This window comes from Oliverpabstia intestinalis (assembly GCF_009696065.1).
Lineage (GTDB): Bacteria > Bacillota > Clostridia > Lachnospirales > Lachnospiraceae > Oliverpabstia > Oliverpabstia intestinalis.
Map to the genome: position 1 here is coordinate 88,591 of NZ_VUMS01000005.1, position 22,429 is coordinate 111,019.

Annotated in this window: 21 protein-coding genes; 20 read left to right on the forward strand and 1 reads right to left on the reverse strand. The window is 41.7% G+C overall.

The annotated features are described in order from the left end of the window. Positions 1–43 precede the first annotated feature (43 nt). The 5 genes from rpoC (at position 44) to tuf (ending at position 8,586) form a co-directional block, all read left to right on the forward strand. On the forward strand, positions 44–3,760 hold the full coding sequence (rpoC, locus tag FYJ57_RS03695; RefSeq protein WP_154431575.1) for a DNA-directed RNA polymerase subunit beta': 3,717 nt from the start codon (positions 44–46) through the stop codon (positions 3,758–3,760). 244 nt (positions 3,761–4,004) lie between these two features. Beyond that, positions 4,005–4,418 (forward strand): 30S ribosomal protein S12, encoded by a 414-nt coding sequence (gene rpsL, locus FYJ57_RS03700; RefSeq protein WP_022008863.1) that lies wholly within the window; start codon positions 4,005–4,007, stop codon positions 4,416–4,418. Between the two features lie 215 nt (positions 4,419–4,633). Then, on the forward strand, positions 4,634–5,104 hold the full coding sequence (gene rpsG / locus FYJ57_RS03705; protein WP_022398582.1) for a 30S ribosomal protein S7: 471 nt from the start codon (positions 4,634–4,636) through the stop codon (positions 5,102–5,104). 14 nt (positions 5,105–5,118) lie between these two features. Then, complete coding sequence (fusA, locus tag FYJ57_RS03710; RefSeq protein WP_154431576.1) at positions 5,119–7,236, forward strand: elongation factor G; 2,118 nt, start codon at positions 5,119–5,121, stop codon at positions 7,234–7,236. Between the two features lie 156 nt (positions 7,237–7,392). Next, positions 7,393–8,586 (forward strand): elongation factor Tu, encoded by a 1,194-nt coding sequence (gene tuf / locus FYJ57_RS03715; protein WP_154431577.1) that lies wholly within the window; start codon positions 7,393–7,395, stop codon positions 8,584–8,586. Between the two features lie 217 nt (positions 8,587–8,803). On the opposite strand, the gene FYJ57_RS03720 is transcribed toward tuf, so the two are convergent. Further along, entirely contained in the window at positions 8,804–9,469 is a 666-nt protein-coding gene (locus tag FYJ57_RS03720; protein WP_235904374.1) for a helix-turn-helix domain-containing protein, read from the reverse strand. A gap of 102 nt (positions 9,470–9,571) precedes the next feature. Between FYJ57_RS03720 and FYJ57_RS03725 the strand changes: the two genes are divergently transcribed. The 15 genes from FYJ57_RS03725 to FYJ57_RS03795 all read left to right on the forward strand — a co-directional run bounded on the left by FYJ57_RS03725 (position 9,572) and on the right by FYJ57_RS03795 (position 22,183). After that, positions 9,572–9,766 (forward strand): helix-turn-helix domain-containing protein, encoded by a 195-nt coding sequence (locus FYJ57_RS03725; protein ID WP_154431578.1) that lies wholly within the window; start codon positions 9,572–9,574, stop codon positions 9,764–9,766. 14 nt (positions 9,767–9,780) lie between these two features. Beyond that, positions 9,781–10,998 (forward strand): site-specific integrase, encoded by a 1,218-nt coding sequence (locus FYJ57_RS03730; protein WP_154431579.1) that lies wholly within the window; start codon positions 9,781–9,783, stop codon positions 10,996–10,998. After that, positions 10,970–11,971: an AAA family ATPase gene (locus FYJ57_RS03735; protein ID WP_205839904.1), complete on the forward strand. Its 1,002-nt coding sequence runs from the start codon at positions 10,970–10,972 to the stop codon at positions 11,969–11,971. Before FYJ57_RS03730 ends, FYJ57_RS03735 begins: the two co-directional genes overlap by 29 nt. Before the next feature lie 127 nt (positions 11,972–12,098). Continuing rightward, entirely contained in the window at positions 12,099–12,320 is a 222-nt protein-coding gene (locus FYJ57_RS03740; protein WP_154431620.1) for a complexin-2, read from the forward strand. Between the two features lie 150 nt (positions 12,321–12,470). Further along, entirely contained in the window at positions 12,471–12,698 is a 228-nt protein-coding gene (locus FYJ57_RS03745; RefSeq protein WP_055053912.1) for a DUF5348 domain-containing protein, read from the forward strand. Positions 12,699–12,895: 197 nt separating this feature from the next. Beyond that, a complete protein-coding gene (locus tag FYJ57_RS03750; RefSeq protein ID WP_154431581.1) occupies positions 12,896–14,314 on the forward strand; it encodes a plasmid recombination protein in 1,419 nt (472 codons plus the stop codon). A 4-nt stretch (positions 14,315–14,318) separates the two neighbouring features. Then, the gene (locus tag FYJ57_RS03755) at positions 14,319–14,693 is read left to right on the forward strand and encodes a TnpV protein (RefSeq protein WP_154431582.1); all 375 of its coding nucleotides are present in this window, start codon (positions 14,319–14,321) and stop codon (positions 14,691–14,693) included. Between the two features lie 117 nt (positions 14,694–14,810). Beyond that, positions 14,811–15,182, forward strand: a complete 372-nt coding sequence (locus FYJ57_RS03760; RefSeq protein WP_235904375.1) for an eL24 family ribosomal protein — start codon at positions 14,811–14,813, stop codon at positions 15,180–15,182. A 51-nt stretch (positions 15,183–15,233) separates the two neighbouring features. Beyond that, positions 15,234–15,566, forward strand: a complete 333-nt coding sequence (locus tag FYJ57_RS03765; RefSeq protein ID WP_154431583.1) for a DUF3784 domain-containing protein — start codon at positions 15,234–15,236, stop codon at positions 15,564–15,566. Between the two features lie 41 nt (positions 15,567–15,607). Further along, on the forward strand, positions 15,608–15,928 hold the full coding sequence (locus tag FYJ57_RS03770; protein WP_154431584.1) for a DUF3784 domain-containing protein: 321 nt from the start codon (positions 15,608–15,610) through the stop codon (positions 15,926–15,928). Positions 15,929–16,078: 150 nt separating this feature from the next. Beyond that, positions 16,079–17,035 (forward strand): helix-turn-helix domain-containing protein, encoded by a 957-nt coding sequence (locus FYJ57_RS03775; RefSeq protein WP_154431585.1) that lies wholly within the window; start codon positions 16,079–16,081, stop codon positions 17,033–17,035. 753 nt (positions 17,036–17,788) lie between these two features. After that, complete coding sequence (locus FYJ57_RS03780; RefSeq protein WP_334296347.1) at positions 17,789–18,643, forward strand: YitT family protein; 855 nt, start codon at positions 17,789–17,791, stop codon at positions 18,641–18,643. 269 nt (positions 18,644–18,912) lie between these two features. Beyond that, entirely contained in the window at positions 18,913–19,608 is a 696-nt protein-coding gene (locus FYJ57_RS03785) for a DNA alkylation repair protein (protein WP_154431587.1), read from the forward strand. 338 nt (positions 19,609–19,946) lie between these two features. Next, complete coding sequence (locus FYJ57_RS03790) at positions 19,947–21,299, forward strand: MATE family efflux transporter (RefSeq protein ID WP_154431588.1); 1,353 nt, start codon at positions 19,947–19,949, stop codon at positions 21,297–21,299. Between the two features lie 230 nt (positions 21,300–21,529). Further along, positions 21,530–22,183, forward strand: a complete 654-nt coding sequence (locus FYJ57_RS03795; protein ID WP_154431589.1) for an SGNH/GDSL hydrolase family protein — start codon at positions 21,530–21,532, stop codon at positions 22,181–22,183. Positions 22,184–22,429 lie beyond the last annotated feature (246 nt).

Below are 22,429 nucleotides of genomic sequence, written 5' to 3' on the forward strand. Positions count from 1 at the left end.
GTAACAGCGGCCGTGGGAATGAATCCTAGAAAGGAGCAACCAAATGGCTGAAACAACCAATAAAGAAGTATATCAACCAATGACGTTCGATGCGATTAAAATTGGTCTGGCATCTCCGGAAAAGATCCGTGAATGGTCTCATGGTGAAGTAAAAAAACCAGAAACCATCAACTACCGTACATTAAAACCGGAAAAAGATGGTCTGTTTTGCGAGAGAATCTTCGGACCAAGCAAAGACTGGGAGTGTCATTGTGGTAAATATAAAAAGATCCGTTATAAAGGGGTTGTCTGCGACCGCTGTGGTGTAGAAGTTACAAAATCAAGCGTTCGTAGAGAGCGTATGGGCCATATTGAACTGGCAGCGCCGGTATCTCATATCTGGTACTTCAAGGGAATTCCGTCCCGTATGGGTCTGATCTTGGATCTGTCTCCGAGAACACTGGAGAGAGTTCTGTATTTTGCGAATTATATTGTCCTCGATCCGGGTGATACCAATCTGCAGCTGAAACAGGTGCTGACAGAGAGAGAATACCAGGAAGCGAGAGAACAGTTTGGAGACACCTTCCGTGTAGGTATGGGCGCAGAATCTATCAAAGAGCTGCTGCAATCCATAGACCTGGAAGCAGAATCCGTAGAACTGAAAGCCGGACTGAAAAATGCAACCGGACAGAAACGTGCCCGTATCATCAAACGTCTGGAAGTTGTAGAAGCATTCCGCGAATCCGGTAACAGACCGGAGTGGATGATCATGGATGTTGTACCGGTTATTCCGCCGGATCTGCGTCCTATGGTACAGCTGGACGGTGGACGTTTTGCTACATCTGACCTGAATGATCTGTACCGTCGTATCATCAACCGTAACAACCGTCTGAAAAGACTGCTGGAGCTGGGAGCCCCGGATATTATCGTAAGAAATGAAAAACGTATGCTGCAGGAAGCTGTAGATGCGCTGATCGATAACGGTCGCCGTGGCCGTCCGGTAACCGGACCTGGTAACAGAGCTCTGAAATCTCTGTCCGATATGCTGAAAGGTAAATCCGGACGTTTCCGTCAGAACCTGCTGGGTAAACGAGTTGACTACTCCGGACGTTCCGTAATCGTCGTTGGACCGGAACTGAAGATTTATCAGTGTGGTCTGCCGAAAGAGATGGCAATCGAGCTGTTTAAACCGTTCGTTATGAAAGAACTGGTTGCAAACGGAACCGCTCATAACATTAAAAACGCAAAGAAAATGGTCGAGAAAGTACAGCCGGAAGTATGGGATGTACTGGAAGACGTTATCAAAGAGCATCCGGTTATGCTGAACCGTGCTCCTACACTGCATCGTCTGGGTATTCAGGCATTTGAACCGATCCTGGTAGAAGGTAAAGCGATCAAGCTGCATCCTCTGGTTTGTACCGCGTTCAATGCCGATTTCGATGGTGACCAGATGGCTGTCCATCTTCCGCTGTCCGTAGAAGCACAGGCAGAATGCCGTTTCCTGCTGTTGTCTCCGAACAACCTGCTGAAACCGTCCGATGGTGGTCCGGTAGCCGTTCCTTCACAGGATATGGTCCTGGGTATTTATTACCTGACACAGGAAAGACCGGGAAGCAAGGGAGAAGGCGGATACTACAAGAGCCTGAACGAAGCTATCCTGGCTTACGAAAACGGATACCTGACACTGCAGACAAGAATTCACGTTCGCCGTGAAAAAACTCTGCCGACAGGAGAAGTCCTGGAAGGAACAGTAGAATCCACTCTGGGTAGATTCCTGTTCAACGAGATCCTGCCACAGGATCTGGGATTTGTAGACAGAAGTGTTCCGGGTAACGAACTGCTTCCGGAAGTTGATTTCCATGTAGGAAAGAAACAGCTGAAACAGATCCTTGAAAAAGTTATCAATACTCACGGACAGACAAAGACTGCGGAAGTACTGGATGATATCAAAGCCACCGGTTACAAATATTCTACGAGAGCTGCTATGACTGTATCCATTTCCGATATGACTGTGCCGCCTCAGAAACCACAGATGATCGAACAGGCGCAGGAAACTGTAGATAAAATCACCAGAAACTTCAAACGTGGTCTGATCACAGAAGAAGAGCGCTACAAAGAAGTCGTTGAAACCTGGAAACAGACCGATGATGAGCTGACAAAAGCCCTGCTGAATGGTCTGGATAAATATAACAACATCTTCATGATGGCCGATTCCGGAGCCCGTGGATCTGATAAACAGATCAAACAGCTGGCCGGTATGCGAGGATTGATGGCCGATACAACCGGTCACACCATCGAGCTGCCTATCAAGTCAAACTTCCGTGAAGGTCTTGATGTACTGGAATATTTCATGTCCGCCCATGGAGCTCGAAAAGGTATGTCCGATACCGCCCTTCGTACCGCCGATTCCGGTTACCTGACCAGACGTCTGGTAGATGTATCTCAGGAGCTGGTTGTTCGTGAGATGGATTGTGCGGAAGGCAGAGATGAGATTCCGGGTATGTATGTGAAAGAATTCACAGACGGAAAAGAAGAAATCGAAAGTCTGCAGGAACGTATCACAGGACGTTTCTCCTGCGAGACAATCAAAGATAAAGATGGTAATGTGCTTGTAAAAGCAAACCACATGATCACACCGAAACGTGCAGCTAAGATCATGAGCGAAGGTGTCAATGCAGAAGGCAAACCTTACGACAAGATCAAGATCCGTACGATTCTGAGCTGTAAATGTAAAGTTGGTATCTGTGCAAAATGTTATGGTGCCAACATGGCAACAGGAGAAGCTGTTCAGGTTGGTGAGTCTGTAGGTATCATCGCCGCACAGTCCATCGGTGAGCCTGGTACACAGCTGACCATGCGTACTTTCCATAGTGGTGGTGTTGCCGGTGGCGATATCACACAGGGTCTTCCTCGTGTCGAGGAGCTGTTCGAGGCAAGAAAGCCGAAAGGACTTGCCATTATCACAGAGATTCCTGGTGAAGTTGCAATCAAAGATACCAAGAAGAAACGAGAAATCGTAATTACCGATAAAGAAAGCGGAGAAACCAAGACATACCTGATCCCTTACGGATCCAGAATCAAGGTTACAGACGGACAGATGCTGGAAGCCGGTGATGAACTGACAGAAGGTTCTGTTAACCCACACGACATTCTGAAAATCAAAGGTGTACGTGCCGTACAGGATTATATGATCCGTGAAGTACAGAGAGTATACCGTCTGCAGGGTGTAGAAATCAACGATAAACATATCGAAGTTATCGTTCGTCAGATGCTGAAAAAGATCCGTATCGAAGACAACGGAGATACAGAACTTCTTCCGGGTACGATGGTTGATTTCCTTGAATATGAAGATATCAATGAAAAGATGGAAGCAGAAGGAAAAGCTCCGGCGGAAGGAAAACAGGTTCTGCTGGGTATTACCAAAGCTTCTCTGGCAACCGATTCCTTTATGTCAGCAGCATCCTTCCAGGAGACAACAAAAGTCCTGACAGAAGCTGCTATCAAAGGAAAAGTTGACCACCTGGTAGGTCTGAAAGAAAACGTTATCATCGGTAAACTGATTCCGGCCGGTACTGGTCTGAAGCGTTACAGCAACATCAAACTTTCCACAGATGATATGCTGAAGGAAGAAGAGGACGATATCCTGTTGGACGATGAAGATCTGGAACTTGTACCGGAAGATATCACAGTAGAGGAAGAAGCTTCCGAAACTGCTGAGACAGATGAAGAAACAGATGAAATCGCTGAAGAACTGGTAACTCTTGAGGATAGCGAAGAGTAAAGTCACTGATATCAGGTAATAATGAGTAAATAAGTAAAAAGTCAGGGGAAACTGATAAAAATCAGTAATACTCCCTTGACTTTTTATTTTTTCGATGCTATGATACTACAGGTGCGCATGGAAATGCAGTTATTTTAATGTGCGCAAAATTACCTTATAAAAGGTAAGACGGCTGCATAGTCGTATGATTTAGAAATAGCAACCGCAGAACCAGAAAAGGAATAATTACAGGAGGTGAAATGGAATGCCAACATTTAACCAGTTAGTAAGAAAAGGACGTCAGACTTCTGTTAAGAAATCTACCGCTCCTGCTCTGCAGAAAAGCTTTAACTCTTTAAGAAAAAAATCCAGCGATCTGTCTTCTCCACAGAAGAGAGGTGTGTGTACAGCTGTTAAAACTGCTACACCTAAAAAACCTAACTCAGCTCTTCGTAAGATTGCCAGAGTACGTCTGTCAAACGGAATCGAAGTAACAAGCTACATTCCAGGAGAAGGTCATAACCTTCAGGAACATAGCGTTGTTCTGATCCGTGGAGGCCGTGTTAAAGACTTACCTGGTACAAGATACCATATCATCAGAGGTACTCTTGATACCGCAGGTGTCGCTAACAGAAAACAGGCTCGTTCCAAATACGGAGCTAAAAGACCTAAAAAATAAGATGAAAAGCTACGCTACGGCTGCTTAGCGGCATAGCGAAACAAAATTGACAATATCACAATACTATGTACGGTCATTCCATTTATACCCTGATGGTTGCGGGTGAAATAGAGGAATTTACCAGTGCGAACACATAGTCGACAGTACCTGTTTAACTGCTCAGGCTGTCATGTGAGTACCTAAGAGATAATCTATTGATTAAGGAGGGAAGTAACGTGCCACGTAAAGGACATACTCAGAAAAGAGACGTGTTAGCAGATCCGATGTACAACAACAAAGTGGTTACCAAACTTATCAATAACATCATGTTAGACGGTAAGAAAGGTGTAGCACAGAAGATTGTATACGGCGCTTTCGCTAAAATTGAAGAAAAAGCTGGAAAACCAGCTATCGAAGTTTTTGAAGAAGCTATGAACAACATCATGCCTGTACTGGAAGTAAAGGCTAGACGTATCGGTGGAGCTACCTATCAGGTACCTATCGAGGTTCGTCCGGAAAGACGTCAGGCTTTGGCTCTTCGTTGGTTAACTCTGTATTCTCGTAAAAGAGGAGAGAAGACCATGGAAGACAGACTGGCAAATGAGCTTCTGGATGCTATGAACAACACCGGTGCATCTGTTAAGAAGAAAGAAGACATGCATAAAATGGCAGAAGCTAATAAGGCATTTGCTCATTACAGATTCTAAAGGAGGAAATCCAATTGGCTGGAAGAGAATATCCATTAGAGAGAACCAGAAATATTGGTATTATGGCGCATATCGATGCTGGTAAGACCACTCTGACAGAGCGTATCTTATATTACACCGGTGTAAACTATAAAATCGGAGATACACATGAAGGTACTGCTACCATGGACTGGATGGAACAGGAGCAGGAAAGAGGTATCACCATTACTTCCGCAGCTACCACATGTCACTGGACTCTGGAAGAACAGACAAAACCGAAAAAAGGTGCTCTGGAACATCGTATCAACATCATTGATACCCCAGGTCACGTAGACTTTACTGTAGAGGTAGAGCGTTCCCTGCGTGTACTGGACGGTGCTGTTGGTGTGTTCTGTGCAAAAGGTGGTGTAGAACCACAGTCTGAAAACGTATGGCGTCAGGCTGACACATACAATGTACCTCGTATGGCATTCATCAACAAGATGGATATCCTGGGTGCAGACTTCTACAACGCTGTAGATCAGATTAAAACAAGATTAGGAAAAAATGCAATTTGTCTTCAGCTGCCAATCGGTAAAGAAGATGAATTCCAGGGAATCATTGACCTGTTCGAGATGAAAGCTTACATCTACAACGATGATAAGGGTGATGATATCTCTGTAGTAGATATTCCGGAAGATATGCAGGACGAAGCAGAACTGTATCATACAGAACTGGTAGAGAAAATCTGCGAGTTGGATGATGATCTGATGATGGAATATCTGGAAGGTGAAGAACCTTCTGTAGAAGCAATGAAAGCAGCACTGAGAAAAGGTACCTGCGAGTGTACAGCTGTTCCGGTTTGCTGCGGATCTGCTTACAAAAACAAAGGAGTTCAGAAACTTCTGGATGCTATCCTGGAGTTCATGCCGGCTCCTACAGACATTCCGCCTATCAACGGAACAGATCTGGATGGAAACGAAGTAGTTCGTCATTCTTCTGATGATGAACCGTTCTCCGCACTGGTATTTAAAATCATGACTGACCCGTTCGTTGGTAAACTGGCATACTTCCGTGTATATTCAGGAACCATGAACTCCGGTTCTTATGTATTAAATGCTACAAAAGATAAAAAAGAACGTGTAGGACGTATCCTGCAGATGCACGCTAACAAACGTCAGGAGCTGGATAAAGTTTACTCCGGAGATATCGCAGCAGCGATCGGATTCAAGTTCAGTACTACCGGTGATACCATCTGTGATGATCAGCATCCGGTAATCCTGGAGTCCATGGAATTCCCGGAACCGGTTATCGAGCTGGCTATCGAGCCTAAGACAAAAGCCGGACAGGGTAAACTGGGTGAAGCTCTGGCAAAACTGGCAGAGGAAGATCCTACTTTCCGTGCTCATACCGATCAGGAAACTGGTCAGACAATCATCGCAGGTATGGGTGAGCTGCATCTGGATATCATCGTTGACCGTCTGCTGAGAGAATTCAAGGTAGAGGCTAACGTTGGTGCTCCTCAGGTTGCATACAAAGAGACCATCACAAAACCGGTTGACGTTGAGCATAAATATGCAAAACAGTCCGGTGGACGTGGACAGTATGGTCACTGTAAAGTTAAATTTGAGCCAATGGATGCTAACGCAGAAGAAACTTACAAATTCGAATCTACTGTAGTTGGTGGTGCTATTCCGAAGGAATACATTCCGGCAGTAGGCGAAGGTATCGAAGAAGCTATGAAGTCCGGTATTCTGGGCGGATTCCCTGTAGTAGGTGTTCATGCGAACGTATACGATGGTTCTTACCATGAAGTCGATTCCTCTGAAATGGCATTCCACATTGCCGGATCTATGGCGTTCAAGGAAGCTATGCAGAAAGCATCTCCTGTACTGCTGGAGCCTATCATGAGAGTCGAAGTTACTACTCCGGAAGATTACATGGGTGATGTTATCGGTGATATCAACTCCCGTCGTGGTCGTATCGAAGGTATGGAAGATATCGGTGGAGGAAAGATGATCCGTGGATATGTTCCGCTGGCTGAAATGTTCGGTTACGCAACAGACCTTCGTTCCAGAACTCAGGGACGTGGTAACTACTCCATGTTCTTTGACAGATATGAACCAGTTCCGAAGTCTGTTCAGGAAAAAGTTCTGTCTTCAAAGTCTAAATAATAACGCCTTACTATCAGGCGCCCGTAATTGCTGAAATTATGGAAATATGACTTGCAAATATCCTTGATTTGCAATATAATCAAGGATAGCAGGTCTAATAATATAGTAAATTAAAATTTTGCCGTAAGGCGCAAGTTTTAAGGAGGAAAATTAATAATGGCTAAAGCTAAATTTGAAAGAAGCAAACCACATTGTAACATTGGTACCATTGGACACGTTGACCATGGTAAAACTACTCTGACTGCAGCTATTACAAAAACTCTGCATGAAAGACTGGGTACAGGTGAAGCTGTAGCATTCGAAAATATCGATAAAGCTCCAGAAGAAAGAGAACGTGGAATCACAATCTCTACTGCTCACGTTGAGTATGAAACAAACAAACGTCACTACGCACACGTTGACTGCCCAGGCCATGCTGACTACGTTAAAAACATGATCACTGGTGCTGCTCAGATGGATGGTGCTATCCTGGTTGTAGCTGCTACCGATGGTGTTATGGCTCAGACAAAAGAGCACATCCTGCTGTCTCGTCAGGTAGGTGTTCCTTACATCGTTGTATTCATGAACAAATGTGATATGGTAGACGATGAAGAACTTCTGGAACTGGTAGACATGGAAATCCGTGAGCTGCTGAACGAGTACGAATTCCCGGGAGATGACACTCCGATTATCCAGGGATCTGCTCTGAAAGCTCTGGAAGATCCGAACAGCGAATGGGGAGACAAAATCCTGGAACTGATGGATGCTGTAGATAGCTACATTCCGGATCCAGAACGTGACACTGACAAACCGTTCCTGATGCCTGTAGAGGACGTATTCACAATCACTGGTCGTGGTACTGTTGCTACTGGTAGAGTAGAGCGTGGTGTTCTGCATCTGAACGACGAAGTTGAAATCCTGGGTGTTAAAGAAGACGTTAAGAAAACAGTTGTAACTGGTATCGAAATGTTCCGTAAACTGTTGGATGAAGCACAGGCTGGTGATAACATCGGTGCTCTGCTGCGTGGTGTTCAGAGAACAGAAATCGTTCGTGGACAGGTTCTGGCTAAACCAGGTTCTGTAACATGCCACAAAAAATTCACAGCTCAGGTTTACGTTCTGACAAAAGATGAAGGTGGACGTCATACTCCGTTCTTCAACAACTATCGTCCGCAGTTCTACTTCAGAACAACTGACGTAACAGGTGTTATCAGCCTGCCAGAAGGTACAGAAATGTGCATGCCTGGTGATAACGTAGAAATGACAATCGAACTGATCCATCCGATCGCTATGGAACAGGGTCTGACTTTCGCTATCCGTGAAGGTGGACGTACTGTAGGATCAGGCCGTGTTGCTTCTATCATCGAGTAATTTTAGCATAACATCTTAATTATATATATTGAGTACCGTAAGGTATATGTGTCCAAGCGTAAGATACCCCGGAACCGTAAGGTTTCCGGGGTTTTTCTGTTGTGTAAAAGATTAAAATAAGGCTGTAAAGAATAGCGAATAAATTAAAAACAGGCAGATATGGGAAGAAAATGAAAATCTCCGCATATCTGCCTGTGATACTGTTATGATACTATTTCTATTCGTTATTGGAAAATTTCTGTGCTAAAAGTTCATCTCGTTTATGGATTCGTGTCTCAAAATCCAGTTCTTCAATTTCTTTATGAGTGACGGGTTTGGAAGTGTAGTATTCTAACATCTGTTTTTTCCACATGTCAAACATATCTTTGCCTGTGAAATAAGATTCCAGGCTTTCCCTATTCTCTTGCAGATCGGCAAGAAAATTACACATATCTGCATTTAAAGAGTGTTCCGGATCATTTCCATAAAAGCGAAGTCCGGCATACCATTTCTGTGTTTCTGTTTCTATATCACCGGGAAGTTTATTATTTATATCCAGTTCATACCGGAGTTCATTGGATTCATTCATTTGCAGTAAAACCCAAATAATATCGCTGAGAGTAGAAATCTGTACTTTATTTTCAGATAATCCAAACAACCAGTCCAGAGAGACGTGAAATTTCTGAGCAATAGTCAATAACACATCATTGGAGGGAGTAACCACACCATTTTCATAACTGGATAAAGTTGACTGACGTATACCGATAGCTGCGGAAAAGTTTTTCTGATTCATCTTTAGATCAGTTCGCAGCTCTTTTATTTTTTCTGAAATAGATGATTCCTGCATATTAGCCACCTCCTTAAAAGCTAAGAACAGTATATCACAAATGATAAAAATCAACAATATAGAAAAATATCATTCACACAGATAAAAATTATTGACAATGATTATTTAAAATGATATAGTATCAGTGAAAATGATAATTATAGATAAGGAGGAAATAGTATGCAGAGACAAAACTATATGATTACAGCGGAAGAAGTTGCAGAGAGCATGGGGATTTCACTTGGATATGCTTACAAGCTGCTTCGCAAACTGAACAAAGAGCTTGCAGATGAGGGATATGTAACCGTTGCAGGTAAGATACCAAGGGCATTCTGGGAAAAGAAATTTTATGGATATTCCCAGATTGCAATGTAAGGGGGTGAGAAAGTATGGCAGCGTACAAAGATGAAGAAAGAGGAACCTGGTATGTTTCATTTTATTATGAGGACTGGACAGGAGCCAAAAAGCGAAAAGTAAAAAGAGGATTCCGTACTAAGAAAGAAGCGTTAAACTTCGAAATGGAATACAAAAGAACAGCGAAAGCAGACATGGATATGACAATGGAAGAGTTTGTAGAGGTCTATTTCCGGGACAAGTCTCAGACATTGAAGGACAGGAGTATCAAGAACAAAAGAGATACGATGAATGCTCAACTGTTACCGTATTTTAAGGACAGACCGATGAACAGTATCACACCAGCAGAGATTATCCAGTGGCAGAATACGATTATTGAAAAAGGATATTCAGATGATTACCTGAAAACAATACAGAATCAGATGACGGCATTGTTCAATCATGCGAAGAATATCTACAATCTGGCAGATAATCCCTGTGACAAGGTAAAACGCATGGGAAAGACTTCAAAAAAGAAAATGAAATTCTGGACGATTGAAGAATATCGGCAGTTTATGACCGGAATAGAACCGGGAAGCAAATATTATGTGCTGTTTGAATTATTATTCTGGACAGGAGCGAGAGAAGGCGAAGCACTCAGCATTACACCTGCGGATATTGATTTTGAAAGGAATCTGCTTCATATCAATAAAACTTACTACCGTATGCATGGAGAGGACGTGATTACGTCTCCGAAAACGGAAGAATCGAACCGTACAATATCTATACCGGAATTTCTGAAAAAAGAGATTCGGGACTATATTAGCAGACTGTATGAGTTACCCGAAGATGAACGGATTTTTCCAATGGTCCATGAAGCAGTACAGCATAAGTTAAAACAGGTGGTTCAAAAAACCGGAGTAAAAAAGATAAGAGTACATGATATTCGTCACAGTCATGCAGCATTTCTGATTAATAAGGGCGTACAGCCATTGATGATTAAAGAAAGGTTTGGACATACGGACATTCGCATTACATTGAATACTTATGGTCACTTATATCCAGATCAGCAGAAAGTGGTGGCAGATATGCTGGATGATGAAAATATAAAAAGCTCCGGAAGCACGAACAACCGGAGCAATGTGACAAATGAGGACGAATCCACAAATGTCAACCCTAGACAAGTTGATTATAGCAGGGATTCTTCCAGAGAACAACAGATAATTGGCGAGAATAGTTTGGAAAATGGAGGAATTTATGGAACAGAGAAATGAGAATAAAACAGAATTGAAAATGATAAAGATGTCAGATGTCCAGTCCCAGACAGTGGACTGGCTCTGGTATCCGTTTATCCCTTATGGAAAATTAACAATTATTCAGGGAGATCCGGGTGATGGAAAAACTACGTTGGTATTAAATATTGCAGCGAGATTGTCTAAAGGGGAAGGACTGGATAACGATATGAAAGTAACAGAACCAGTAAATATTATTTATCAGACAGCGGAAGATGGACTGGCAGATACAGTAAAACCCAGACTGGAGCTGGCAGAAGCGGTCTGTGAAAGAATCATGGTTATAGATGAAACAGAAAAATCACTTTCCATGATTGATGAAAGACTGGAAACTGCTATCAAACAGACTGGTGCGAGAGTGCTTATTTTAGATCCGATTCAGGCATACCTTGGAGGAACAATGGATATGAACCGGGCAAATGAAGCAAGGGATATGACGAAAAGATTGAGCTTGCTGGCAGAAAAATACAAATGTGCAATCTTATTGATTGGACACATGAATAAAGCTGGGGGAAATAAAGCTGCATATAGAGGAATGGGTTCGATTGACTTTTTTGCGGTAGCCAGAAGCGTATTACTGGTAGGAAGAATAGAGGGAGAACCGGATTTAAGAGCAGTGGTGCAGATTAAAAATAATCTGGCTGCATTTGGACATTCCAAAGCATTTCGCCTGACAGAAACAGGATTTGAGTGGATAGGTGACTATGAAATCACAGCAGATGAGGTGCTTGGTGGAATTGCCCCAAAGGTAAATAAACTGGAACAGGCAAAGAAGCTGCTGAGGGAACTGGCAGAAACATCAACTTCTGTGCAAAGCAGTGAAATCTTTGATATGGCAGAAGAGTTGAATATTTCTAAAAGAACACTGGAAAATGCAAAAAAGGAACTTGGAATTAAGGCAAGACGAATCGGTAATTCCTGGTATTGGGATTTAGATAAAGCTAAGCCGGAATAAATTAAGGGTGCAACATTGCAGAGTATATAGAAAATGCGGAATTAAAATGTAAGGTTGCAATCTGTAAAGACATTGCAGTGTTGCGTCCTTACATAAATTGTAAGAAGGTGAGAACTTGAAAAGCGTTATGATCCCAGAAGACTTATTTGGAAAGATTATAAAATACCATTTACTGGATCAGGAACAGGAAGCGGATGATATAAGAAAAGGTCTGGAGAAAAAGCTGGATGCAATGGTAAATCGTGAGGTATACAGTAAATCCAAAACTGCACCAACAGAAGAAGAACGGGAAAAGTTCCGGCAGGAGTATCTGGACAGAAAAGGAATGCAAGAGAGCTTTCGATGGTAAGAGTTCGTGTTGATTACCTTTTTACAGGAGCGTGCCACGCCCCTGTAAGAAGTAAACAAGGAGAAAGTTGGTAAGGCGCAGACGGAAAGCTGAAGTTGGACGGTGAAGTTGCTGTAAATTTGATAGTTGTGAAGAAGGGAGAATGATTCAATGAAGCAGGGAAGATTAGGATATAACAGTAGTAATGACAGATATGGGTTATTGGCATCAGACTTATGGATTGATACGGGATTTCACTGTGGAGAAGGTCTTGAGGTGCTGGTCGATGATAAGTGGGTAAGGACAAGAATGGAGATGAATCCGGCAAGAGAATGGTATCTGGTGGGAACGCCGTACTGTGGAGATTTGGAATATGTACAGGCAAGAATACCGGAATAATTTGACTGGATAGCCCCCGGCAGGGCGCAAGGGTACTTTTGATGGACGGAACGGCTGTCGAAAGTGCTTTTGCGTTACTTTTGACAAAAGTAACAAAACCGCCGTGTCCGGCGAAGATTTCTTAATATCGCCATGACTGGCGTAAATAAAAATTATGTGCTATCTGGCACTTGCTCAGAAAAGAGGTGAGAAACATTATGATAAAACGAACAATTAGTGGTATGATCGGGACAGGTTCTCTGGCTCATAACAGAAGGGAATTTATAGCAGAAAATGTTGATCCAGACAGAGTGCAACTAAATATTTGCTATCAGAATGAGAATTTAAAAGAAGTTTATAAAGAACTGTTTGATGAAGCTGTAGAACGATATAATATCGGGAAAAGAAAAGATCGACAGATTACAAATTACTATGAAAAAATCCGGCAGGGAAAACAGGAAAAATTGTTCCATGAAGTGATTTTCCAGATTGGAAATCGAGAAGATATGGCTGTTGGAACAGAAGAAGGAGATCTGGCTGTAAAAGTACTGGATGAATATGTAAAGGACTTCCAGAAACGGAATTTAACGCTACGGGTATTTGGTTGTTATCTACATCAGGATGAAGCTACTCCACATTTACATATTGATTTTATTCCTTATGTGACTGATTGGAAAGGAAAAGGAATGGACACCAGAGTTTCGTTGAAACAGGCATTAAAGAGTCTTGGATTTCAAGGCGGAAATAAGCATGATACAGAGTTAAACCAGTGGATGAACCATGAAAAAGAAGTTCTGGCAGAGATTGCAAAACAACATGGCATCGAATGGGAACAGAAAGGTACTCATGAGGAACATTTGGATGTTTATAACTTCAAGAAGAAAGAACGAAAAAAGGAAGTACAGGAGCTGGAGCAGGAGAAAGAGTATCTAACTGCAGAAAACGAAGAATTGACAGTACAGATTGCGGAATCCAGAGCAGATATCCAGATTTTAAAAGACGATAAGGAACAGGCAATTAGGGAGAAGCAAGAAGCAGAACAAAGGGCAGAGGACGCAGAAAAAGAACTAAAAAGTCTGGAAGAGCGTCGAGATGTGCTGAAGCCGATTATGGATAATGCCAGCAAGGAAATAAAAGAATATGGAATGGTTAAGACGTTTTTACCAGAAGCAGGAACATTTGAACGTGCTGTACCTTACAGGGAAAATAAAATCAAACCATTGTTTATCAAGATGAAGAATCAGATTGCTGCATTAGTTGGAAAGATTGTAGAACTTAATAAAATGGTAGAAAGCTGGAAAAATAAATATCAAAAATCTGTTGAGGAATGTGATAATATCCAGAAACAGTTAGATGCTGTGCGTAAAGAAAATGGAAAATTATCAAATGATAATCAACGTTTACAAGAGATTTCGGACAGATATGACAGAGTGGTGCGTATTCTGGGAATGGAAACTGTAGAGGATGTGGTGCAGCAGGATATTAAAGAACAAAGGGCACTGGAAGAAAAACGGCGAATGGAGCAAATGCCAAAGGGAAGTGTTCTGAGACAGTTGGAATGGGCTACTCAAAAGAGCCAGATGGAAAATCAACAACGTAAAAAGAATAAAACAAAATACAAAGGATTGGAGATTTAATGCTATGAAAAAACAGATTTATGATGCGAAAAATGGAATGAGCTATACATTGCATGGAGATTACTATTTGCCGGATCTGGTTTTGAACGAAGAAGAACCGACATATGGAAAATATGGAATGTTACGAAAGCAGTTCTTAAAAGAACACAAATCAGCAAGGTATCAGTATCTGTTATTGACTGGAAAGCTGAATGAACATCTGAATCAGACAGATCAGGAAGCCAGAGAACAGGTGGAAATGCTTATGAAACAGATGGCAGAAAAACAGGATGTAACTGAAGAATTAAAGGCACAGGATCAGATGAAATGTGTTAGATTAATGAATAATATAAAAGCCAGTGCAGAAGAAATTGTATTGAAAAATATGATATATATGTAGGTGAAAAAGGCGGTCGAAAGGATCGCTTTTTTCTGCTTTGTGTATATTGGAATAGTATTTTAAAATGAACTATGGTAGAATAAAGCAAAGACAAATCGGGAGTTTTTAAATAAAATTTTGAAAATTATCGAAGGAGTTACTATGAAAAAATGTAGGTATTGTGGCAAAGAATTAGATAGTGATTTGGAATTTTGCAGCAATGAATGTGAAAACAGCTATAGAAAGATAATTGAAAACGATAGACATAAAATTAAATATTTTATTTTAGGTATTATTTTAGGGTTTTTAGTTATGTTTTATGGCGTTGTGTCAAGCCGCAATTGCATGATCGGAGGTGGAATTATAGTAATGGGTATTACTGTTGTTTTACTTCCATTTACTACTCCAGAAACAATTGCTTTATTTGGAAATAAAAAGTCGAGATTTATAGGAAGAATATTAGGTATGATACTTATAGCGGTTGGAATATGGATGGGACTTATTCGATGATAAGTTCAGTCTTTAGAGCAAATTTACCAGAAGTTGAGGAGGAGTATATAGATGAAATTGGCAGATTTAGCAACAGGTCCTGACTGGATAGTATGGATTGTCTTTGTGATATTTGCGGTAGTTTCTATAGTTTTACTTTTCGGACACGGAAGCTGGTTTATTTCTGGATATAATACAGCTTCAAAAGAAGAAAAGAAAAAATATGATGAAAAGAAGTTATGCAGGACAATGGGAGTTGGAATGTCTATTATAGCAATTCTTATACTAATTATGGGGCTGTTTGAAAATTTTTTGCCGGCATTTTTTGTATATATTGCATTGGGAATCATTGTAGTTGATGTCGTGGTTATTATCATTTTAGAAAACACACTATGCAAAAAGTAATAACTTCTGGTTTGAGGAATTGACTGAAAGGAAGGTATTATATGCTCTATATTTATATTATTTTTGACTTTGCAATGGCAGTGATTATGCTTTTATTTGGAATATGGTTTTATAGGTCAAAAGGACAAGCATCCAACTTCTTGTCTGGTTATAATATGAAATCGGCAGAAGAACGAAAGAAATATGATGAAAATGCTATGTGTAAGGCATATGGGAAGAGAATGATGTTTATGTCAATTCCTTTTATTGCTGGAATGATTATAGATGTTTGGCATATAGGAATCGGTTGTTTAATTGCATGGGTGATATGGTTTGTTATGTTTATTCTGCTGCTTATGGACAGACATAAAAGAGAAGGTTAATTTATAGAGGAATAGAATGCTTTTGGGGTGAAAATACCTTTTATTTGTTTTAGACATACGATGTCCGGTTGAAAATTAGCGGATTCTCGTTTTATGTCGTGGTAATTTTGGTACATATTGGTAAGCTGTAAGTGGAAGAGAGGTAGAGACATGGACACAAAAAAGATTGGAGCTTTTTTAAAACAATGTCGTAAAGAAAAGAATCTTACGCAAGAGCAGCTTGCCGAGAAGTTTGAGGTATCTGCAAGAACAGTTTCCAGATGGGAAACAGGAATAAATATGCCAGATCTCAGTATACTTGTTCAACTTGCTGAATATTACGATGTTGAGATGAGAGAGCTCCTGGATGGAGAAAGGAGCCAGACTATGAATAAAGAGATGAAAGAAACACTGGACAAAGTTGCGGTGTATGAAGGATGGGTGAAACAAAAAGCATTAAAGGCTGGAAATCTTGCATTTGCATCAATGTTTGTGATTAGTGTGTTAGCGATTATTATTCAGATGTTATTAACTGTGGATATTCGCTTGGTTTTAGGAGAGACAGCAACTGTTTTGGTAGGAGGAATCCTGTACGCCTCTATTATGGTGTACAATGGAATATGGGATAAATGCTTGCCAAAAAGTGCTACTATATGGAGAGATTTTCTCACCAGTGTGATATGTGCAGGAATTTTTACAGTCATCTATGGTGTATGCTTATTCAGAATGGGAGCTACAGAAACACAGATAACACGATTAGCATTGGGATTTCTGATTGGTATTACTATTGTGGCATTTATTATTCTTAGGTCCTTGGCATTTATTAATCGAAAAAGAAACCAGAATTCGTCAAATGTTCAGGAGAAAAAGGAAACTTCCCTATCTAAGGTAGAATGGACAAAAATTTATAATGCACAGAGTATAGTAGAGACAGAACAACTTGTAGAAATGTTAAAGCAAAATGGAATAGCAGTTTTTTCACAGGAAGCAGATGCGAATGTTGCAATGCATGGGACACCTGGATTTGGAATATATGGTGTGGATATATTCGTGAAAACCGATGATGCAGAGAAGGCAGTACAGCTGATTAAGGAGATTAATAACCAAGAGAATGAAGAAAATTTTTGACATTTTCACACATGCGTGCTAATATGATTATAGAAAAAGAGTGCTACCGATAGACGGTTAGTCCGATATATGTTTTGACAAAAATTGCCGCTTAGTTTACCAGACCAGGGCGGCTATTTTTGTGGTTTATTATTATCCTTGCCAAAGGTATATCCAAGACCAAAGCAGGTTAAGCCGAAGCTCACTACTGCTATAAAATCAACAATACTCATGGCTTAGCCCTCCTTTCCAGTGGATTCTCTTTCGAGTTTCTATGTAATCAGAGGGTCACAGTCCCTCTGCTGAAGGACTAACCGCCTACCGTTATGATAGCACCCATGTTTCGATTATAACAGTCAGGACAGGAATCTGCAACCGGAAAGTTGACGGCTCATAAAAATCTGGCTGTGATACCATTTTGATACTAGAAAATGAAGAGAATAGAAATATAGCCTGGAAAATCCACAATACAGGACAATATAGACACGAAAATCACAGAAAATAATGAGATTTTAAGAACCTCACAAACGTGAAGGTGGACGTACTGTAGGATCAGGCCGTGTTGCTTCTATCATCGAGTAATCACTGATTAGCAGATAAAATTATATATATGGTTATCGCAAGATAACATTGTGTCCAAACGTAAGATACCCCGGAACCGCAAGGTTTCCGGGGTTTTTCTGTATGGGGAAAAGTTCTGGAATTTTCTGTTTCTTATCGTGAAGATCTGTACTATAATAGACTGGAAAAAATAAGCAGGAGAACTTAGAAATGATGAATCTAAAAACAGATTATAAAAGTATCATCAAAGAGACAAGTATATTAACGGTTGCGGTAGCCATTATTGCCGCGGCGGTTTATTTCTTTCTTGTACCGAGCCATGCTTCCGTAAGCAGCATATCAGGTCTTGGTATTGTGCTTTCGAATTTTATTCCCCTACCGTTGTCGGCGATTACGATGATTTTGAATGTGGTCTTGCTGATTATCGGATTTTTCACCTGTGGGAGAGAGTTTGGGGTGAAAACAGTATATACCAGTGTGATGCTTCCACTGTTTCTGGGTGTGTTTGAGAGGATTTTTTCGGATTTTGGCTCGATGACGAACAGCCAGGAGTTGGATGTGCTGTGTTATATTCTGGTAGTCAGTGTGGGGCTGAGTATATTATTTAATCGCAATGCATCTTCGGGCGGGTTGGATATTGTGGCGAAGATTATGAACAAATATTTGCACATGGATCTGGGAAAAGCGATGTCGTTGTCCGGGATGTGTGTGGCGCTGTCGGCGGCACTTGTGTACGATAAAAAGACAGTGGTACTGAGTGTGCTTGGAACATATTTTAACGGGTTGGTGTTGGATCACTTTATTTTTGATCATAATATCAAGCGGAGAGTTTGTATCATTACGAAAAAAGAAGAGGAACTGCGCCAGTTTATCATTCATGATCTGCACAGTGGTGCGACAATCTATGAGTCGATCGGAGCCTATAATATGGAAAAAAGAAACGAGATTATTACGATTGTAGATAAAGGCGAGTACCAGAAACTGATGAACTACATGAACCGTGAAGATCCGAAGGCATTTATTACAGTATATACGGTGTCGGATATGAGGTATCAACCGAAAAGGTAATGAAAGAAAAGAATCGTCAAAAAGTTTACAAAGCAAAACGGATGGTCTAATATGGAACTATACGAAAATCTATAAAAAATAAGCCGGAAAGGAAGCAACGGACAACGTAAAGAGAAAAGGGAAAGAAATTGTAAAAAAAAGGTTTTGCAGAAATTGGCGAGGAAACTAGAGCGTTTCATGCAAACCGTGGAGTGTCATCATGTATGCCTGGGAATAAACAAAGCGGAATGAAGGAAGAACCGGCAGAAAATACGAAGAAGAGAGGAAATATGAAAATGAAAACAGAACTGCAAAAACAGTTATTTGCATTGCAGGATCCTGGGTATCGGGAATTTCATGCCAGACTGATTCCGGGAATTCCGAAAGAAGATATTATTGGAATCCGCACGCCGGTGTTGCGGAAGTTCGCCGGGGAATTTGCCAGAGATCACAGCCAGGAAGCCGAGGCGTTTTTAAAAGAACTGCCACATCGCTATTATGAAGAAAACAATCTGCATATGCTGCTGGTAACAAAGATCAAAGATTACCCGGAATGTCTGCGGAAAGTGAAGGAGTTTCTTCCATATATAAATAACTGGGCAACGTGCGATCTGCCGGCGCCGAAATGCTTCGAAAAACACCGGGAGGAATTACTTCCGGTGATTCGGGAGTGGGTGACTTCCACAGACACCTACACGATCCGGTATGGAATCGGGATATTGATGAGGCTGTATCTGGATGACGCGTACAGACCGGAATATGCCGATCTGGTTGCAAGGGTACGGTCGGAAGAATATTATGTAAATATGATGATTGCCTGGTATTTTGCGACAGCGCTTGCGAAGCAGTGGGATACGGTGATTCCATATCTGGAAGAACGGAAACTGGATCGCTGGGTGCACCAGAAGACGATTCAGAAAGCGGTGGAGAGCTTTCGAATCACACCGGAGCAGAAAGTATATTTGAAGAGTTTAACTATTCAGTAGCCATTATCCCGCGAGGTGTTTTGGCATAAATATGCCAAAATCCCGAGACATACAAGCAAAAATGCCATCACCGAAGGTGATTTTAAATGCATTTTTGCTCGTAACTGTGAAGGTACTGAACAGTTACGAAGAGTTTACGTTATCCAAGGAAATAAAAACAGGAAGAATATCGAAAAGTATCAAAACGCATAGAAAGTTACAGGAACAAAGAGAGAAATATAACTGGAAGATGCGGAAGCGGTACATAGAGATAACTGTAGAATAGCAAAACAGTGATGTAAAATAACAGAATCCGCTAAATAATAACAGAGCAGATTCATATGAAAGGAAGCGAAACAATGTCAACATCTATGACAAAGGGGAACCCGTTAAAACTGATGCTTCAGTTTGCACTTCCCCTTTTAATCGGAAATTTATTGCAACAGACGTATAATATTATAGATGCGGCGATCGTAGGACAGATTCTTGGGGCGAAAGCGCTGGCAAGTGTGGGAGCAAGCAGCAGTGTACAGTTTCTGGTTCTTGGATTCTGTATGGGATGCTGTACCGGATTCGGTGTACCGGTTGCCAAGTACTTTGGGGCAGACAAGATGGATACGATGAGAAATTATGTATTTAACGGTGCGGTACTGACTGGGGGAATCGGTGTGACAGTGACGATTCTTTGTTCTGTATTCTGTCCACAGATCCTGCATCTGCTGTCAGTTCCCGAGGATATCTTCCGTGGAGCCTATCACTATCTGCTGATTATTTTTCTGGGAATTCCATTTACCTTATTATACAATTATTTATCCAGTATTCTCCGTTCTCTGGGAGACAGCCGGACACCCTTTTTCTTTCTGGCATTTTCAGCGATATTGAATATCTTTCTTGATCTGTTCTGTATCGTGGTACTGAAATGGGGATGTGCGGGAGCTGCCGCTGCGACAATTACAGCACAGGCGATCAGTGGCATACTGTGTCTTGTTTTTATTGGAAGAAAGATGAATGTACTGCATCTGACAAAAGAAAACAGAATGGTAAATATAACGGCGGTAAAAGAACTTCTGGCGATGGGGCTTCCTACCGGACTGCAGTTTTCCATCACTGCAATTGGCAGTATGGTAATGCAGTCGGCAAATAACGGACTGGGAAGTGTGTGTGTTTCCGGATTTACCGCGGGCATGAGAATCAAACAGTTTGCGATGTGCCCGTTTGATGCAATTGCTACTTCGGCATCTGTATTTTGCAGCCAGAATATGGGCGCAAGGCAGCCGGAACGGATCAAGAAGGGACTGCGGCAGGGAGTTGCGATTGCAACGATATATGGTCTGCTGATCGGGCTGGTGCTGATCTTCGGAGGACGCACGCTGTCGATGATCTTTGTGGAAAAATCAGCAGCGGATGTCTTGGATGCATCAGGAAAATATCTGCGGTGTCTTGGATATTTCTTCTGGAGTCTCGGTATCCTGAATGTGAGCCGTATGGTGACACAGGGACTTGGATATTCAGGAAGAGCAGTACTTTCCGGTGTGACGGAGATGCTGGCAAGAACGATTGTCAGTCTGGGATTTGTCGGAGCCCTGGGGTATACGGCAATCTGCTTCGCGGATCAGGCGGCATGGATCGCAGCATGCTGTTACATAGCACCGACCTGCCTGCACTGCGTCAAAAAGGTGACGGGGATACTGGAAGGTAACGGCAACCGATAAAAAGAGTGAGAAGATAAAAGCAATATTTAGTTATAGAAATAGCCTATAGCTGGATATTGCTTTTTTCTATTAGACAAAGTCAGGAAAATTGTATATGATAATAAAAGCATAAAAACATAGCGGAATAATAGGAATATAAAAACAACGAATATAGGTATGATTCAGCAGATCATGTTCTGCGAAGGTACTGAACAGTTACGAAGATATTAAAAAAGAAAGAAGATGACAGAATGAAACAGATTTTGTGTTTTGGAGATTCGAACACCTGGGGATATGACGGAGAGAGCGGGGAGCGGCTGCCATTTAAAGTACGGTGGACAGGAAGATTGCAGAAGGCTTATGAAGGAAAAGATGTCCGTATTATCGAGGAGGGGCTCTGCGGAAGAACGACAGTGTTTGAAGATCCGTTCCGGCAGGGACGGAGAGGCACAGCACTGTTGCCGACATTACTGGAAACACATCACCCGGTGGATCTGGTGGTGCTTATGCTGGGGACCAATGATTGCAAAACGATCTTTGGTGCATCGGCAGAAGTGATCGGAAAAGGAATCCAGTGTCTGCTGGATCAGATTCAGACCTTTGCACCTCAGACAGATGTTCTGCTGATCTCACCGATCTATCTCGGAGAAAAAGTATGGCAGGAAAGATATGATCAGGACTTTTCGCCACAGTCAGTGACGGTGTCGAAGGAACTGGAAACAGTATATGAACGAATCGCTGCAGAAAGACAGATCGGATATTTGCGAGCTTCTGATTATGTGCAGTGCAGCGAGGCAGATCAGGAACATCTGAATGCACAGGGACATCAGATCTTCGCACAGGCAGTGTATGAAAAAACTGAGCGGATGTTGTGGAAGAGAAGTGGCTGGAGACAGGTGGTGTAGAAAGTGGAAAACGGCAGGTAATCCGCGGTCAATCATGAACACCAGGTGAACTATGAGGTATGAGTTCTGGCTGATTCCGAAACGTGATAGTCATAAGTACAGCTACAATCTGTAAACTTTGAAAGATGAGTGGCATGAAAGGCATAAACTAAAAGCAGATATGAACAGAAAGTTCCAGAGTTGAAATGAGTGTAAAAGCAGATTTCAACCCTGAAACTTTCTATTGATATCTGTATTTGTTTCAGT

Excerpts from the sequence above, each read along its gene's own strand:
- rpoC (WP_154431575.1), top strand. The coding sequence starts at position 44 with ATGGCTGAAACAACCAATAAAGAAGTATATCAACCAATGACGTTCGAT.
- rpsL (WP_022008863.1), top strand. The coding sequence starts at position 4,005 with ATGCCAACATTTAACCAGTTAGTAAGAAAAGGACGTCAGACTTCTGTT.
- tuf (WP_154431577.1), top strand. The coding sequence starts at position 7,393 with ATGGCTAAAGCTAAATTTGAAAGAAGCAAACCACATTGTAACATTGGT.
- FYJ57_RS03725 (WP_154431578.1), top strand. The coding sequence starts at position 9,572 with ATGCAGAGACAAAACTATATGATTACAGCGGAAGAAGTTGCAGAGAGC.
- FYJ57_RS03730 (WP_154431579.1), top strand. The coding sequence starts at position 9,781 with ATGGCAGCGTACAAAGATGAAGAAAGAGGAACCTGGTATGTTTCATTT.
- FYJ57_RS03735 (WP_205839904.1), top strand. The coding sequence starts at position 10,970 with ATGGAGGAATTTATGGAACAGAGAAATGAGAATAAAACAGAATTGAAA.
- FYJ57_RS03740 (WP_154431620.1), top strand. The coding sequence starts at position 12,099 with ATGATCCCAGAAGACTTATTTGGAAAGATTATAAAATACCATTTACTG.
- FYJ57_RS03745 (WP_055053912.1), top strand. The coding sequence starts at position 12,471 with ATGAAGCAGGGAAGATTAGGATATAACAGTAGTAATGACAGATATGGG.
- FYJ57_RS03750 (WP_154431581.1), top strand. The coding sequence starts at position 12,896 with ATGATAAAACGAACAATTAGTGGTATGATCGGGACAGGTTCTCTGGCT.
- FYJ57_RS03755 (WP_154431582.1), top strand. The coding sequence starts at position 14,319 with ATGAAAAAACAGATTTATGATGCGAAAAATGGAATGAGCTATACATTG.
- FYJ57_RS03765 (WP_154431583.1), top strand. The coding sequence starts at position 15,234 with ATGAAATTGGCAGATTTAGCAACAGGTCCTGACTGGATAGTATGGATT.
- FYJ57_RS03770 (WP_154431584.1), top strand. The coding sequence starts at position 15,608 with ATGCTCTATATTTATATTATTTTTGACTTTGCAATGGCAGTGATTATG.
- FYJ57_RS03775 (WP_154431585.1), top strand. The coding sequence starts at position 16,079 with ATGGACACAAAAAAGATTGGAGCTTTTTTAAAACAATGTCGTAAAGAA.
- FYJ57_RS03780 (WP_334296347.1), top strand. The coding sequence starts at position 17,789 with ATGAATCTAAAAACAGATTATAAAAGTATCATCAAAGAGACAAGTATA.
- FYJ57_RS03785 (WP_154431587.1), top strand. The coding sequence starts at position 18,913 with ATGAAAATGAAAACAGAACTGCAAAAACAGTTATTTGCATTGCAGGAT.
- FYJ57_RS03790 (WP_154431588.1), top strand. The coding sequence starts at position 19,947 with ATGTCAACATCTATGACAAAGGGGAACCCGTTAAAACTGATGCTTCAG.
- FYJ57_RS03795 (WP_154431589.1), top strand. The coding sequence starts at position 21,530 with ATGAAACAGATTTTGTGTTTTGGAGATTCGAACACCTGGGGATATGAC.